Origin of the sequence: Pseudoclavibacter sp. VKM Ac-2867, assembly GCF_015351275.1 — a bacterium.
Classification (GTDB): Bacteria; Actinomycetota; Actinomycetes; order Actinomycetales; family Microbacteriaceae; genus Pseudoclavibacter.
Window position 1 is genome coordinate 1 of record NZ_JADKSL010000036.1, and the last position, 15212, is coordinate 15212.

Sequence of the window (15212 nt, forward strand, 5' to 3'; positions counted from 1 at the left end):
GTTGGTTGTTGAGTGAGCAGAGATGCTCCTCGATGATCAACCCCGGCTTTTTTGTTGCCCAAAAACACCCGATGCCCGACGGGCAGTAGCGGATACGCGCTAGAGCTGCGGAGACAAGCCCCCGCAGCTCTTGCGCAGGCAGAGAGGGTCAGAGGCGGCCCGTAGCCTTCAACTCGATGTAGTGGTCAGCGATCGCGGGCGGAAGTGCCGACGGCGTCCCTGTCACGGTGTCCCCGCCGAGGCGGAGAACCGTCTGGCGTACGCGCTCCTGATCCAGGAGCGCACGCTCCGCGGCCGACGCAGCATACGTCTGCTCGCGCGTCTCTCGACGCACGGCGACCTCATGCACATCCGGGTTCAGCACCGACCCGAGCACGACGACGTGCTTGCTCGCGAGCTGCGGCAATGCAGCGATGACGGGCTCGAGGGTGCCACCGGTCTCCAGCGTCGAGAGAATGACGACAAGAGAACGGTGCGTTGTCACTCCGCGCACCAGCCCGGGGATGGCCCGCCAGTCCGTCGCGATGAGCTCGGGCTCGACATCCGCGAGCGACTCGACCATGCGGCTCAGCAGCTCAGCCCCTGAGACGCCCTGGATGCGCGCCCGCACTCGACGATCCCAGGCGACGACATCCACGCGGTCACCTGCTCGTGTCGCCAGCGCCGCAAGAAGCAGTGCCGACTCGATGGCTGTGTCGAGGCGGGTCTCGTCTGCGACGCGAGCCGCCGACGTCCGCCCAGTGTCGATCACGATGACGACGCGACGGTCACGCTCAGGCCGCCAGGTCCGTACGACCAGATCCTGGCGACGAGCGGTGGCTCGCCAATCGATCGAGCGGACGTCGTCGCCCCGGACGTACTCGCGCAGCGAATCGAACTCCGTGCCCTGCCCGCGAACCATGAGGCGGGTGGCGCCGTCCAGCTCGCGGAGGCGTGCGAGACGCGAGGGCAGATGCTTCCTCGAATTGAACGGAGGGAGCACCCGCAGGACTCCGCGGTCAGCGAGGCTCACCTGTCGGGCCGCCAGCCCCATCGGGCCCCAACTGCGGAGCGTGACGAGCTCGGCACGACGATCGCCACGGCGCGAAGGAAGCAGTGGGAACTCGGCCACGCGGCGTTCGCCAGCTGGTACCTCCAGCTTTGGACGGTGCTGCGTGCCGCCGGCCGTCGGCTCCCAGCCGTCGCGCACCTGCAGACGCAGGGTGCGCGAGCCGCGGTTCGTGATGGCGACGCGGCTGACGGCCTCCTCGCCGAGGCGAACCCGCGAAGGCAGGTTCCGCTCGATCTCCACCTGACGGGGCGCCCCCGCCAGGAGAACATCCGCGATGGACGTGAGGAGCACGAAGAGCAACCAGATCGCCAACGTCACATACGCCGATTCAGCGGTCTGCCCGAAGAGCACCACGGGTACCGCGCCGACGGCGGTCAGCAGTACGAGGCGTCCACTCACGACCATGCGCTCACGCTTCCCTTCCAGCTCTCGACTTCAACGGTGCCTCCGCGACCTGCATCGGTCAGATCGGAACCTGCACCTGCGCGAGCACGGAGCGGAGGATCGCATCGGCGCCGACACCTTCCAGCTCGGCTTCCGGCCGCAGCTGGAGGCGGTGGCGGAGAACGGGAAGCGCCATCGCCTGCACGTGATCCGGAGTCACCGCCTGGTAGCCGCTCAGGTAGGCGAACGCCTTGCTCGCCGACATGAGGGCCGTCGCCCCGCGGGGAGAGACGCCCATTCGCACGGACGGAGACTGCCTGGTCGCGCGGGCGATGTCGACGATGTACGCCAGGACATCCGATCGCACCTCGACGGCCGCAGCCTCGGCCTGCGCTCGGCGCAGCTCCTCGGCAGAGAGCGCACTCCGCACCCCGGCAGCCCGCAGGTCACGCGGCGAGAAGCCGGCGGCATGCCGCCGCAGCACCTCGAACTCCGCATCCCGAGACGGCAGCTCGAGGACGAGCTTCAGCAGGAAGCGGTCGAGCTGCGCCTCCGGCAGCGTGTACGTGCCCTCGTACTCGATGGGGTTCATCGTCGCTGCCACGAGGAAGGGAGCGGGGAGGGCGCGAGTCACGCCATCGGCGGAAACCTGTCGCTCCTCCATCGCCTCGAGCAGCGCCGACTGCGTCTTCGGCGGCGTGCGGTTGATCTCGTCGGCGAGAAGGATGTTCGTGAAGACGGGGCCCTCGCGGAACTCGAACTCGCCAGCTGCGGAGTCGTAGACGAGCGACCCGGTGATGTCGCCTGGCATGAGGTCCGGCGTGAACTGGACCCGCTTCGTGTCGAGCGACAGGGTCTCGCTCAAGGTCCGCACGAGGAGCGTCTTGCCCACGCCGGGAACACCCTCGAGCAGCGCATGCCCTCCGGCGAGCAGGGCCACGAGAAGGCCATCGACGGCGCGCTCCTGTCCGACGACGGCCTTGGCGACCTCGCCGCGGACTCGCTGCAGTGCTTCACGGACATCAGTGCTCATAGGTGCCTCCGTTGTTCTCGGCGGTGCTGCTTGGATCAGTGGTCGTGGGGTGGGCCGAGCGAGGTCCGGCGCTGCTCGGATCGATGGCCGCTGCGACTTCGCGCTCGAGGGTCAGCAGCGCCTGGCTCAGGTCGAGGAGTTCGGCCTCGCTGCCCGGAACGGCGTCGAGCAGCGTCCACGCGACCGCGGCTCGGTTCGCTCCGAGGACCGATGCGCTCGACGTGATGATCTCCTGCACGTGGCTCGCGCGCGCCAGGCCGAGCGATCTCGCGAGACGAGTCGTCGTGCCGATGCGGAGATTGTCGAGGGCGCGGAGCCGAGCACGCTGCTGCGCGTAGAGCCGGCCGCGGCCCTGCATCGTCTCGGAAGCCTCGACGATGACCGGCAGACGCTCCTCGACGAGGGGCCCGAAGCGGCGCCCGCGCCACACCATGACCCCGAGGAGTGAGGCGAGTGCGATGAGGATGGTCGGTGTGAGCCACGGCGGGACGTAGCTGCTGAGCGACGGCTGCGCTCCGAAGACCGCCTCGGCGTCAGTGACGCCCGGCACGTACCAGACCAGCGACTGCGTCTCTCCGAGGACCGCGAGGCCCATGGCCGCGTTCGCGGCGCTGAGCACCTCGCCGTTGCTGAGGTTGTCGGTCGCGCCCAGTGCAGCAAGCTCCGTTCCGGAGGCGAGCTCCGTCTCGACATAGGCGAAGCGCCCGGACTCGGCGTAGCAGGCGCTGCCTCCGGTGGCATCGTCGCTCAGCTGATACAGCCGCGCGCCCCGCTGGGAGATGTCAGGGGCGAGATCGCCGAGCGGCGAGGTGCACTCCGCACCGGCTGCGACCGTGTCTCCATCTTCGCCGTCGGCACCGACGCCGCCCACGACGATCGCTCCGTCGAACGCCTCAAGGAGGCTTCGGCTCGGAGCGAGCAGCAGCACACGCTCCGCGTCGAGCTCAGCGACCTGAGCGGCGAGGTCATCGACGGCCAGGCCGTCACGGTCGTGGATGACCAGCGTCGTGTCGCCCTCAGCGTCCTGCAGCTGCGACCGAGCCTCGTCGAGGCTCGTCGCGGCGCTCGTCGAAACACCCTGGTTGCCGAGCACGGTGAAGACGGCCTTCGCTCCGTTGGGCCGTGCGGAGTCCACACCGAGATACGGCGAGTTCGCGTTTGCCATCCCCCCGGCGAGAAGCGCGCTGGTCACGGCGATGACGACCGCGCCTGCGGCGATGAGCAGCCACGGGCGCGCGCGTCTGAGCCGCTCCGAAACGGTCGGCGTCGCGGCCTGCGTGATGCTCACGAGCCGCGCCCAGAGAACGAGGCCAGCTTGACCGGTGCCGCCGAGTCGAGTGCGAGGTCGAGACTGCGCAGCTGGTGCCAGTCGGCCTCGGAGGCTCCGAGCCCCAGGTACCGGGCAGCATCGAAGGACTTCGCGGCGACATGCAGCGCGGGAGCGTGACCGGGGAACGAGACGCCCGTCGCTTCGGCGACCGCCGTCGCCGTCATTCCCGGGCTGAGAGAGATCACCGTGCGGTCATGCACGGCTCGAGCGAGCGCCCGGAACTGCTCAACGACGGCGGTCTCGAAGTCCCCCCGCGATGCCGCCGCGGCAGCGGAACCGCGCAGGTCGCGAGCAGATCGCTCATCGCCGTCGAAGAGATCTGAGGGCATTCCTGTCCGTCCCCTCGCCCGTTGAGCGAGGATAGGTCGGCCGATGAGCAGCGCGAGGACACCGAGGATGACAAGTGCACCCAGGATGAGCGCGATGGGAGAGAAGCCCCCCGGCACCCCCTCGATGGGTTGGAGCAGGTCGTTCACCCAGTTCCAGAAGTCGTCGATCCAGAGATCGAGCCAGGTGGGGGAGGCCTGCGTGTACTCGGCCTTCGCGAGCTCACCCTGCAGGAGATCGCGCGCCGGATCCTCGTCGATCTCGAGCGGCGGCTCCGCCGAGCCGACCCACGGGCCGAGCCGCATCAGCGCACGTACCCCGGAGCCCCCGTCGGGGAGACCGGCCGCTGCACCTGCACGTCGAAGTCAGCATCGGCGATGTCGGCCCCGGCCGCGGACTGCTCTGCATATCGCTGCAGGGTGACGCCGAGCGCCTCCTTGCGCATCCGAAGGTCGAAGTACAGGATCGTCGCGTTCCCGCTCGTGAGCACCAGGACGATCGCCCCGAGGAGCACCTGCAGCGCGGAGGTGATGAGCAGGATCACGGCGAACGCGACGATCGTGCCAGCATCCGGTGCGGACGCCTCGCCACTTCCGAGGGGCATGATGATGACCTGACCCAGGCTGACGGCCAGCTGCGCGACCGTCGAGACGGCGCCGGTGGCGACGTTCAGGATCACCTGGATGACGACGACGACCCCGAGCACACGCCAGAAGTTGCCATGGGAGAGGTTCCAGCTGCGGCGGATGGCGGCGATAGGGCCGAGACCCTCGAGGACGATGGCGCTCGGGGCGAACATGATCTTGATGCCGAGCCACACCATGAGCACGACCGTCGCCCCGCCGAGGAGCAGCGTGAAGATGACGCCGAGCCCGATCGAGCCGGCGATCGTCGCCTCATCTCCGCCTGACCCCGAGAGGACGGCGAACATGATGAGCGGGATGAGGAGCCAGCCGACAGCGATCAGCACCACCGCGCCGACTCCGGCGAGTAGCGCGTACCCGATCAGTCGCCAGATGCCGCGCCACCCCGCGCGCCAGGCCTCCTTGAAGCCGAGCTTCTCTCCGATCGCGCCACGAGCGACGACCCGCACGAGGATTCCCTGCAGGAGCGCTGAGCCGACACCCGCGACGGCGAGGCCGAGGACCGCGGCGAGCGATGTCAGCGTGATGGAGGAGACCAGCATCGGCGTGATGTCCTCTTGGCTCCCCCCGTATGGGATGCGCGTGAACATGAGCATTCCGACGACGACGGGAAGCAGGCTCGCGAAGAGCGTCGTCGCTCCCATGACGATGACGGCGCTGCCGAGCGTGGTCTTGGGTGAGGTGCGGAACAGGCGGAACGTGGCGGCGAGCGCGTCGCCGAAGGCGAGCGGTCGGAGAGGGAAGAGGCCGGGTGTCGGCGCCGGCATCCACTGCCCGCCCGGCTGGCCCTGTTCCTGCGGCGGGCCGTACTGCCAGCTCGCCGGGCCGGGTGCGCCGTACTGATCAGGTTGCTGCCCCTGCCATTGCTGCTGCCCCTGCCCCTGCCACTGACCTTGCCAGTGATCGGCCTGCGGGAAGGCGCTCGGCGTCTGCGCTCCGGGCTGCGGCGGATACGCGTGGTTGGGCGCGGGTGCGTGCTCGTATGGGCCATGCGTCACGGGTCCATCGTGGCACACCGCGCGCCGCGCACTCTGGGTTGAGCCTCTGAGGGGACTATGCCCGCTACGCTGAGGGAAGCGCCCGGTCTCGGGCAGGTTCTGGAACAGGGAGGGTTCTGTGGGCGAACGCATCCTCGTGGTCGATGACGACCTCGCGCTGTCGGAGATGATCGGCATCGTTCTCAGGGCCGAAGGCTACGAACCCGAGTTCTGCGGCGACGGCGCGGCTGCCCTCGGCGAGTTCCGTCGGGTCAAGCCGGAACTGGTCCTGCTCGATGTCATGCTTCCCGGCCTGGACGGCATCCAGATCTGCCACCTGCTGCGCGCGGAATCCGGCACGCCCATCATCATGCTGACCGCGAAGTCGGACACGACCGACGTGGTCCGCGGCCTCGAAGCCGGTGCTGATGACTACATCGTCAAGCCCTTCAACCCCAAGGAGCTCGTCGCTCGCATCAAGACCCGGCTGCGCGCGAGCCAGCCAGAGGTGCAGAGCATCATTCGCGTCGGCGATCTCACGTTGAACGTCAACGCGCACGAGGTCCTGCGTGGCGAGGAGCAGATCAACCTGACTCCGCTCGAGTTCGATCTGCTGCTCACGCTCGCTGCGAAGCCGCAGAAGGTCTTCACGCGCGAGGAGCTGCTCGAGCAGGTCTGGGGCTACCAGTACAAGGCCGACACGCGTCTCGTCAACGTGCACGTGCAGCGGCTGCGCGCGAAGGTCGAGCACGACCCGGACCACCCGAAGATCGTGGCGACGGTTCGCGGCGTGGGGTACCGCGCTGGGAACACGACCGCGTTCTCCTGACGTGAGCGCAGTAGCCAGGCGCACGACCTCCTCCTCTTCTTCTCGGACTTCCGACGTCGACACGGAGGGCATCCGTGTCCCGTACCGGTGGCGTTCCGCGCACGGGGTGTGGCGGAACCTCGTCTTCCTCTGGCGGACGTCGCTTCCCTTCCGGACGATCGCGCTCTCGGTCGCGCTGACGACGGCGACGGTGCTCTCGGTCGGATTCGTCATGTCCAACTCCATCGCGAGCGACCTCTTCAACTCGAGGCTCAGGCCCCTCGTCTCCGAGACCGAGCGGGCGGTGACCGCGGCTCAGACGGTCTTCGCGTCCGGCGAGGAGACCGACAGTGCGGCCCTCGAGACCCTGCAGACGCTTGCGGTGGATGCGGCGCAGGACTCGGCGGCCAACAGTTACGGCGTCATCTTCATGCAGGGCGCGTCGGACGGCGAGGAGCAGTCCAACGAGCTGCGGGCGCTGGCAAAGGGTCCCGTCTCGGCCGAACTGGTCTCGCCGGAGTTGAAGCAGGCGGTGAGGGCGGGCGCGGAGACCGCGGCGACCGGAACGACCTCGGCGTCACCGCAGACCTACTATCAGTCGATCGCACTCGTCGACGAGTTCGGCAACGAGGTGCCCGGCATCGTCATCGGCTCGACCGTCACCGTGCAGAGCCTCGGTCAGTACGAGATGTACTTCGTGTACTCGATGGAGGAGACGCAGCAGACGCTCGACTTCGTGCAGCGCACTCTCGTGGTCGCCATGATCGTCCTGGTGCTTCTGGTCGCCGTCATCACGGGATTCGTCATGCGCGCTGTGATCCAGCCGATCCGCGAGGCCGCGAAGACGAGCAGGCGCCTCGCGGCGGGGCATCTGGAGCAGCGCGTGCCGGAGTCAGGAGAGGACGACATCGCGACGCTCGCGAGATCGTTCAACGAGATGGCGGACAGCCTGCAGGACCAGATCGAGCGCCTCGCGAACCTGTCGCAGGTGCAACAGCGCTTCGTCTCGGATGTCTCACATGAGCTGCGCACGCCCCTCACGACCATCCGTCTCGCCGGTGGGATGCTCTTCGACCGTCGCGACGACTTCGATACCGTCACGGCGCGGTCGGTCGAGCTCCTCCACGACCAGATCGAGCGGTTCGAGATCCTGCTCGCCGACCTCCTGGAGATCTCCAGGTACGACGCCGGAGCGGTCGAGATCCTGCGGGAGTCCAACAGCCTCGCGACCGTTGCCGACGATGTCATCGGTGCCATGACGCCTGTCGCGCTCGATCACGGCACACGCCTCGTGCTCAAAGCCCCCGGCGGCTATGGGGAGTCCGAGTTCGATGCTCGCCGCATCAACCGCGTCGTCAGGAACCTCCTCGGCAACGCCATCGAGCACGGGGAGGCGAAGCCGATCGTCGTGTCCGTCGACTCCAACGAGTCTGCCGTCGCGCTCTCCGTGCGCGACTACGGCATCGGCATGACCGAGGCCGAGCGCACCAGGGTCTTCGACCGCTTCTGGCGCGCCGACCCGTCGCGCAAGCGCACGATGGGTGGGTCCGGTCTCGGTCTCGCGATCTCGCTCGAGGACGTTCGCCTGCACGAGGGGCGCTTGGAGGTCTGGTCGGAATCGGGCAAGGGGACGAACTTCCGGCTCACGCTGCCGCGATTCGTCGGCGGCAAGATCATGGGCTCACCGCTCCCGCTCGAGCCGGGCGACGCAGGAGCTGCCACCATCATGATCGACGAGGAGGACGTGTCCTCCGAGGCGTTCACCGACGAAGACGTCGACACGCAGCCGATCGAGCTGCCCGACCTCGTCGGCATGCGCTCCTCCAACGCCGAACCGATTGTCTCCTCGGCGCCGACGAACTCGATGGATGTCATCGAGGTGACGTCCCTCGACGAACCGGCGCAGAGCCCCGCACCCTGGGACGATGCGGAAGCGGTTGTGGTGACCAGCTCGGCTCCCGAGTCCGTGCCGTCGCTTCCCAGCATCCGCGACAACCATGACGGTGGTCGCGACGGCGACGGCGACGGCGACAAGCACCGCATGGACGACGAGGGCAACGAGCCCGAAATGCACGACGAGGACACACAGGACGAGAACCCGCCCGCCGGGGAATCGGCAGAGCAGGGGCAGGAGGAACGGACATGAGACGAGCTGCGAATGGACGGCGCGCGACGCGGGGAGCCGCGGCCGGAATCCTGGTCATCGCGATGCTCGTGCTCGTCGGATGTGCCCGCATCCCGACCTCCGGCCAGGTCCTCGCCGGCGAGTCCGAGCAGCAGGAGAGCGACCAGTCGTACAGCTTCTTCCCCGACCCGCCGCGAGACGGCATGAGTCGCGAGGAGGTCATCGAGGGGTTCCTCGATGCAGGAACCGGAACGCAGAACGACTACGAGGTCGCTCGGGAGTATCTCGCAGAGTCGTTCCGGCAGGAGTGGGACCCGAACGCCCGCATCATCGTCACCGCCTCCGTGCCCGACGTGGTCGACGCGGGCTCCGAGCGGGTCGAGGCGAGCTACAAGTCCTCGGCCAGCGTCGATGCTGAAGGCATCTACAGCGAGCTCAAGAGCGGAACGACCGAGCGTCTCGACTTCACCCTCGCCCAGAACGCAGACGGCGAGTGGCGGATCACGGAGGCCCCGCCCGGCATCGTGCTGCTGAACCAGAACTTCCGCAGCCTCTTCAAGAGCTACACCCTCTACTTCTACGACGACACGCTCTCCCGGCTCGTGCCGGACGTCCGGTGGTTCGATGCGCAGCAGACCGCGATGACGCGCATCGCGCGCGCCCTCGTCAACGGGCCAGCGCCCTGGCTCGCCGAGGGCAACGTCGTCAGCGCCATCCCCTCCGACGTGACGCTGCTCGGCGCCGTGACCGTCGAGGGAGACGTCGCCGACGTCGACTTCTCGTCGGTCCTCTCCTCGGCCTCCCCGGAACGATATTCGCGGATGCTCCTGCAGCTCACCGAGAGCTTCGCCGACTTCGAGTCGATCACGAGCGTCACCATGTCCATCACGGGTGTCCCGATCGATCAGGATCTCCCACCAGAGGACGCCGTCGTCGTGAACCGGCAGGTGACCAGCACGCCCCTCGTCTACAAGGGCGGCGAGCTCGGATTCCTGAGCGGTGTCAACGTGACGGCGTCGCCCGAGACGGCGGCCCTGCAGGGGGCGCTCGCCTCCCTCGCCCCGCAGAAGGGTGCCTACTCGAGCGCCGGCGATGTCGCGTCGTTCGTGACGCCCAACGGTGTCTTCACGACGCCTATCGCCGTCCCCGATCCGCTGCTCGTCGATGCCAGGCCTGGCCCGCTCGCGATGAGCCTCGACAGCTGGGGCTACACCTGGACGGGCAGTACGGACGGCTCAGGGCTGCGCGCCACGGATGTCGACGACCGTCAGCACAGCTGGCTGGAGCCCGCGGAGAACGTGGGCGCGACCGGGTACCGGGCGATCGCCGTCTCCCGAGACGGCGCCAGGCTCGCGGTGCTCGAGAACAGCTCCGTCGGCGTCAGGGTCGCGGTCATGGCGATCGAACGCGAGCCGAGCACCAACCGGCCGATCGGGCTCGGCAACCCGCTCATCCTGGAGCCGGGCGGCACGTCGCCGATCGACCTCGCCTGGGTCGATGAGACCTCGCTCGCGGTGCTCGCGACGGGGAGCGAGGGCACGGCCGAGGTCCGCACGCAGACCGTCGGCGGCACGGTCAGCGTCAACGGCGCCGTGCTCGATGGGCAGCAGATCACGGGAAGCAATACGCCTGCCGGCCTTCGAGTGCTCGACAAGGACCGCCACATCTACGTGCCGAAGGGCAACAGGTGGCAGCAGTCGGAGGCCGTCGTGGACTTCATCCTGACCCAGGTGTGATCGGCGGCCGATTCCGGTTCTCCACAGCGCCGAGAGAGAGGCACCGTCTCGCCCTCGTGCGTCGTCATTCTTGAACGATGCCCCTGCCCTCTGGATTCGCCGCGCAGCTCCACGATCGGGTGGCGGCACTGCGCGCAGCAGCGCTCGACGCACTGGCGGTTCTCCTCCCCGTCACCTGCGCCGCTTGCGGCGGACTCGGTCGCGCGCTCTGCCGGAGCTGCGCCGAGCAGCTTGCACGGCTCGCGGCGGTGCGGGCATGTGCAGTGAGGGTCATCGCCGCTGATGGAAGCAGAGTCCCCGTCGTCGCTGCCTGCGACTACGAGGGGCCCGTGAAAGCGCTCCTCGCCTCGCTCAAGGAGCGGGGGAGAGCGGACGCGGCACGCCCTCTCAGTCTGCTCCTGCGGTCGGCGGTCTCGGCGTTCGCCGACTCGGCCAGAGGCAGTCGGCAGGCAGCGGTTCGCTCAGGACTGGACTCCGCCGCCTGGGTGCCGGTGCTCATCCCGTCGTCAGCGAGATCGATCCGCGCTCGCGGCTACGTGCACCTCGCTCTGCTCTGGGAACAGGCGCTGCCCGGAACGAGGAGTGCGCGGGCGCTCCGACTCGTCAGGAGCGTGCAGGATCAGGCCGGGCTCACGGCATCGGCTCGGGCCGACAACCTGAGGTGCGCCTTCGCTGCCGAACCGGGGCTGGCAGGTGCGCGGGTGGTGCTCATCGACGACGTCGTCACGAGCGGCGCGACGATGCGCGAAGCGGTCCGTGCCTTGGAAATGGTCGGCGCGGTCGTGGTCGGAGGCGTCGTCGTCGCCGAGACCGTGCGCAGATCTGCGCGCGGAGCACGCCCGGAAGTCGACACGCGCGGAGGGTAGGGCATGTCTGCGAAATCGCAGACAACAGCGGGTGAATTGGGGTCTACGATTGCGGCACAGCATCACGAGGCAGTGACACCTCGGCCTCGTGCAGAACGACAGGAGAGTGACATGGAAATCACGATCACCGGTCGCAACACCGAGATCCCGGACCGCTTCCGCGAGTACGCCGCCGAGAAGGCGCTTGCGAAGGTCTCGCTTCTCGATGGCAAGACGCAGGCAGCGGAAATCAAGCTGACCAAGCGAACCGACAGGGCTGGAAACCTGCTCGACAAGGGCAAAGTCGAGATCACGCTCTTCGGACCCGGCCCGGTCGTTCGCGCCGAGGCCGAGGCCGGTGACAAGTACGCGGCCTTCGATCTGGCGCTGGACAAGCTCGTCGAGCGACTGCGCCGCAACAAGGACCGCAAGAAGATCCACCGCGGCCAGCACACGCCACTCCGTCTCCAGGAGGCGGCCGCCGACAACTTCGCGCAGATCGACGTCACTCCCGCCAACACGGACACGATCCGTCTCGTCGAATCCGGCGCCACGGCGTCAGAGATCGAGGCTGAGGAGGAGAACCTCGAGGAGCTCTACTCGCCAGTGGTGATCCGTGAGAAGACCTTCGCCCCCAAGCGCCTCAGCAAGGACGAAGCGGTCGACCACATGGAGCTCCTGGGGCACGACTTCTTCCTCTTCATCGAGAGCGAGTCCCTCCGCCCGAGCGTCGTCTACCGACGCCGCGGCTGGGACTACGGAGTCATCGCGCTCGACGAGAACGCGGTTCCCGTCTCCTAGTTCTGCTCTCACCCACCTCGCCCCGGTCGATGCATCCAGCATCGGACGGGGCGAGGTGCGTAGAATCAACCGATGTGCACAGCACGGGCTGTGCTTCGCCGCGCGCTCTCGCGCCACTTGCGTCAACCAGTAGGAGCAGACCTTGGCCTCAGTTCTCGAGAAGATCCTCCGCATGGGCGAAGGGCGCACCCTTCGCAAGCTGGAGAGCGTAGCCAAGCAGGTCGGTCGCCTCGAGGACGCCTTCAAGGAGTACAGCGACGACGAGCTCCGTGACATCACGGTCTCGTTCCGCGAGCGTCACGAGGCCGGGGAGTCGCTCGACGCCCTCCTGCCAGAGGCCTTCGGCGCGGTCCGCGAGGCCGCAGGACGAGTGCTGGGCCTCCGGCACTACGACGTGCAGCTCATGGGTGGGGCTGCGCTCCACCTCGGCAACATCGCCGAGATGAAGACCGGTGAGGGCAAGACCCTCGTCGCGACCCTGCCCGCCTACCTGAACGCCATCGCCGGCAAGGGTGTGCACGTCGTCACGGTCAACGACTTCCTCGCGACCTACCAGTCCGACCTCATGGGCCGCGTCTTCCGCGCCCTCGGCATGACGACCGGATGCATCGTCGCTGGGCAGTCCCCGGCCGAGCGCCGTGAGCAGTACGCCGCCGATGTCACCTACGGCACGAACAACGAGTTCGGCTTCGACTACCTGCGCGACAACATGGCCTGGCGATCCGAGGACATGGTGCAGCGCGAGCACTTCTTCGCGATCGTGGACGAGGTCGACTCCATCCTGATCGACGAGGCCCGAACGCCCCTCATCATCTCCGGGCCAGCCCAGGGGGATGCGAACCGGTGGTACTCGGAGTTCGCCTCGATCGTGCGCAAGCTCAAGGACGGCCGCGACTACGAGGTCGACGAGAAGAAGCGAACCATCGGCGTGCTCGAGCCGGGTATCGACCGAGTGGAGGACGCCCTCGGGATCGACAACCTCTACGAGTCGGCCAACACCCCGCTCATCTCCTTCCTGAACAACGCCATCAAGGCGAAGGCGCTCTTCAAGCGCGACAAGGAATACGTCGTGCAGAACGGCGAAGTCAATATCGTCGACGAGCACACCGGCCGCATCCTGAAGGGCCGACGCTACAACGAGGGTCTCCACCAGGCCATCGAGGCGAAGGAAGGGGTGCAGATCAAGGCCGAGAACCAGACGATGGCCACGGTCACGCTGCAGAACTACTTCCTCATGTACGACAAGCTCGCAGGCATGACCGGTACGGCCGAGACCGAGGCTGCCGAGTTCATGAGCACCTACAAGCTCGGCGTCGTGCCCATCCGCACGAACCGCCCCATGCAGCGCAAGGACAACCCCGACCTCGTCTACAAGAACGAGAAGGTCAAGTTCGACCAGGTCGTCGAGGACATCGTCGAGCGCCACGAGACCGGCCAGCCGGTCCTGGTCGGCACGACGAGTGTCGAGAAGAGCGAGTACCTGTCGAAGCTCCTCGCGAAGCGCGGCATCAAGCACGAAGTGCTCAACGCGAAGAACCACGCACGCGAGGCGGCGATCGTCGCCCAGGCTGGGCGTCGGGGCGCCGTCACGGTCGCGACCAACATGGCCGGCCGCGGTACCGACATCATGCTCGGTGGAAACGCCGAGTTCCTTGCCGTCGCTGAGATGACGGCGCTCGGTCTCGACCCTCAGGAGAACGCAGACGAGTACGACGAGAAGTGGCTCGAGGTCTTCGGCTCCATGAAGGAGCAGGTGAAGAGCGAAGCCGACGAGGTGGCTGAAGCAGGGGGCCTCTACGTGCTCGGCACCGAGCGCCACGAGTCCCGCCGAATCGACAACCAGCTCCGCGGTCGCTCCGGACGTCAGGGTGACCCCGGCGAGAGCCGCTTCTACCTGTCGATGACCGACGACCTCATGCGTCTCTTCAACACGGGAGCGACGCGCGCGATCATGGCCGGCGACGGAACACCCGACGACCTCGCCCTCGAGTCCCGCATCGTGTCGAGGGCCATCCGGTCCGCGCAGTCCCAGGTCGAATCTCGCAACGCCGAGATCCGCAAGAACGTGCTCAAGTACGACAACGTGCTCAACGAGCAGCGCACCGCGATCTACAGTGATCGCCGCCGCATCCTCGAGGGCGACGACATCGCTGACAAGGTGCAGAACTTCCTCACCGATGCCATCGACGACATCATCCAGGAGCACACGGGCGACGGCACGGGCGACGACTGGGAGTTCGACGCCCTGTGGACCGACCTCAAGCAGCTCTACCCGGTTGGCATCACCGAGGACGAGCTCTTCGAGGAAGCCGGTGGGCGCAGCAAGCTGACGAGGAAGATGCTCGAGGACGAGGTGCTCTCCGATGCGCGTCTCGCGTACGAGCGTCGTGAGGAGTCGATCGGCGAGGAAGCGACCCGCGAGCTCGAGCGACGCGTCGTGCTGAGTGTCATCGACCGCAAGTGGCGCGACCACCTGTACGAGATGGACAACCTGAAGGACGGCATCGGCCTGCGCGCCATGGCTCAGCGCGACCCGCTCGTGGAGTACACGCGTGAGGGCTTCGCGATGTTCCAGCAGATGCTCGGCAGCATCCGCGAGGAATCCGTCGGATTCCTCTACAACCTCGAGGTCACCGTCAAGAAGGACGAGACCCCGTCTGCGAGCGAGACCCCTGACGTGCAGATCGTCGCGAAGGGGCTGGACGAGAAGGCCCAGACCGCGTTGAGCTACTCAGCCGCGACCGACCAGGGTGAGGTCGAGGTGCGCAACGAGCGTGGCCAGCTCAACCAGCGGGCGACGGCGGACGCGAAGCGTCGTGAGCGCGATCTCGGCACCTCCTCGGCGCTCGACCAGGCTCGCGAGGAAGCCGGCGAGGAGCCCGCGGCACCCGTCGCGAAGGCCCCGCAGGGCACGCGGCCCCGCCAGCCTGTCTCTCGCTCGGGGAACCCCGCCAAGCGTCAGGCCGCGGAGCAGGGCGATCAGGCGGAGGCTGAGTCCTCAGGGCCGGCCGCAGGCAGCTCGTTCGGCAAGGGCGCTACGTCCAAACCAGGTGGGCAGCCGGCAGGCAACCGGGCTCAGCGGCGCAGAAAGAAGTAACGACGGCTGCTCGGAGCCGAGCACCGTGACCAGCGGGCGCCCCCCACTGTGGGG

11 protein-coding genes are annotated in these 15212 nt (G+C 67.7%); 6 read left to right on the forward strand and 5 right to left on the reverse strand.

Going from position 1 to position 15212, the window contains the following annotated elements; all coding sequences use genetic code 11:
- Nucleotides 1-148: 148 nt before the first annotated feature.
- Genes ITJ67_RS19170 through ITJ67_RS19190 form a run of 5 tightly spaced genes read right to left on the reverse strand, consistent with a single transcriptional unit; the run spans nucleotide 149 to nucleotide 5767 of the window.
- Nucleotides 149-1456 carry a DUF58 domain-containing protein gene (locus ITJ67_RS19170; RefSeq protein ID WP_194678705.1) on the reverse strand — a complete coding sequence of 436 codons (1308 nt, stop codon included), beginning with the start codon at nucleotides 1454-1456 and terminating at the stop codon, nucleotides 149-151.
- Between the two features lie 58 nt (nucleotides 1457-1514).
- Nucleotides 1515-2468, reverse strand: coding sequence for an AAA family ATPase (locus tag ITJ67_RS19175; RefSeq protein WP_194678706.1), 954 nt, complete (start codon nucleotides 2466-2468; stop codon nucleotides 1515-1517).
- Entirely contained in the window at nucleotides 2458-3756 is a 1299-nt protein-coding gene (locus ITJ67_RS19180; RefSeq protein ID WP_194678707.1) for a DUF4350 domain-containing protein, read from the reverse strand. The genes ITJ67_RS19175 and ITJ67_RS19180 overlap by 11 nt, the downstream gene beginning before the upstream one ends.
- Entirely contained in the window at nucleotides 3753-4430 is a 678-nt protein-coding gene (locus ITJ67_RS19185) for a DUF4129 domain-containing protein (RefSeq protein ID WP_194678708.1), read from the reverse strand. Before ITJ67_RS19185 ends, ITJ67_RS19180 begins: the two co-directional genes overlap by 4 nt.
- Nucleotides 4430-5767, reverse strand: a complete 1338-nt coding sequence (locus ITJ67_RS19190) for a glycerophosphoryl diester phosphodiesterase membrane domain-containing protein (protein WP_194678709.1) — start codon at nucleotides 5765-5767, stop codon at nucleotides 4430-4432. The genes ITJ67_RS19185 and ITJ67_RS19190 overlap by 1 nt, the downstream gene beginning before the upstream one ends.
- Nucleotides 5768-5885: 118 nt before the next feature.
- On the opposite strand from ITJ67_RS19190, the gene mtrA reads away from it, so the two are divergent.
- The 6 genes from mtrA to secA all read left to right on the forward strand — a co-directional run bounded on the left by mtrA (nucleotide 5886) and on the right by secA (nucleotide 15158).
- Complete coding sequence (mtrA, locus tag ITJ67_RS19195) at nucleotides 5886-6575, forward strand: MtrAB system response regulator MtrA (protein ID WP_104240392.1); 690 nt, start codon at nucleotides 5886-5888, stop codon at nucleotides 6573-6575.
- A 1-nt stretch (nucleotide 6576) separates the two neighbouring features.
- Nucleotides 6577-8700, forward strand: a complete 2124-nt coding sequence (gene mtrB / locus ITJ67_RS20070; protein ID WP_323741509.1) for an MtrAB system histidine kinase MtrB — start codon at nucleotides 6577-6579, stop codon at nucleotides 8698-8700.
- A complete protein-coding gene (locus ITJ67_RS19205) occupies nucleotides 8697-10415 on the forward strand; it encodes an LpqB family beta-propeller domain-containing protein (protein ID WP_160071475.1) in 1719 nt (572 codons plus the stop codon). Before mtrB ends, ITJ67_RS19205 begins: the two co-directional genes overlap by 4 nt.
- A 77-nt stretch (nucleotides 10416-10492) precedes the next feature.
- On the forward strand, nucleotides 10493-11281 hold the full coding sequence (locus ITJ67_RS19210; protein WP_194678710.1) for a ComF family protein: 789 nt from the start codon (nucleotides 10493-10495) through the stop codon (nucleotides 11279-11281).
- Between the two features lie 111 nt (nucleotides 11282-11392).
- Nucleotides 11393-12061, forward strand: coding sequence for a ribosome hibernation-promoting factor, HPF/YfiA family (gene hpf, locus ITJ67_RS19215; RefSeq protein ID WP_194678711.1), 669 nt, complete (start codon nucleotides 11393-11395; stop codon nucleotides 12059-12061).
- Between the two features lie 142 nt (nucleotides 12062-12203).
- Nucleotides 12204-15158 (forward strand): preprotein translocase subunit SecA, encoded by a 2955-nt coding sequence (gene secA, locus ITJ67_RS19220; protein ID WP_160071478.1) that lies wholly within the window; start codon nucleotides 12204-12206, stop codon nucleotides 15156-15158.
- Nucleotides 15159-15212: the final 54 nt, after the last annotated feature.

Coding starts and splice junctions, on each gene's coding strand:
- ITJ67_RS19170 (WP_194678705.1), bottom strand. CDS start 1,456: ATGGTCGTGAGTGGACGCCTCGTACTGCTGACCGCCGTCGGCGCGGTA.
- ITJ67_RS19175 (WP_194678706.1), bottom strand. CDS start 2,468: ATGAGCACTGATGTCCGTGAAGCACTGCAGCGAGTCCGCGGCGAGGTC.
- ITJ67_RS19185 (WP_194678708.1), bottom strand. CDS start 4,430: ATGCGGCTCGGCCCGTGGGTCGGCTCGGCGGAGCCGCCGCTCGAGATC.
- ITJ67_RS19205 (WP_160071475.1), top strand. CDS start 8,697: ATGAGACGAGCTGCGAATGGACGGCGCGCGACGCGGGGAGCCGCGGCC.
- ITJ67_RS19210 (WP_194678710.1), top strand. CDS start 10,493: ATGCCCCTGCCCTCTGGATTCGCCGCGCAGCTCCACGATCGGGTGGCG.
- hpf (WP_194678711.1), top strand. CDS start 11,393: ATGGAAATCACGATCACCGGTCGCAACACCGAGATCCCGGACCGCTTC.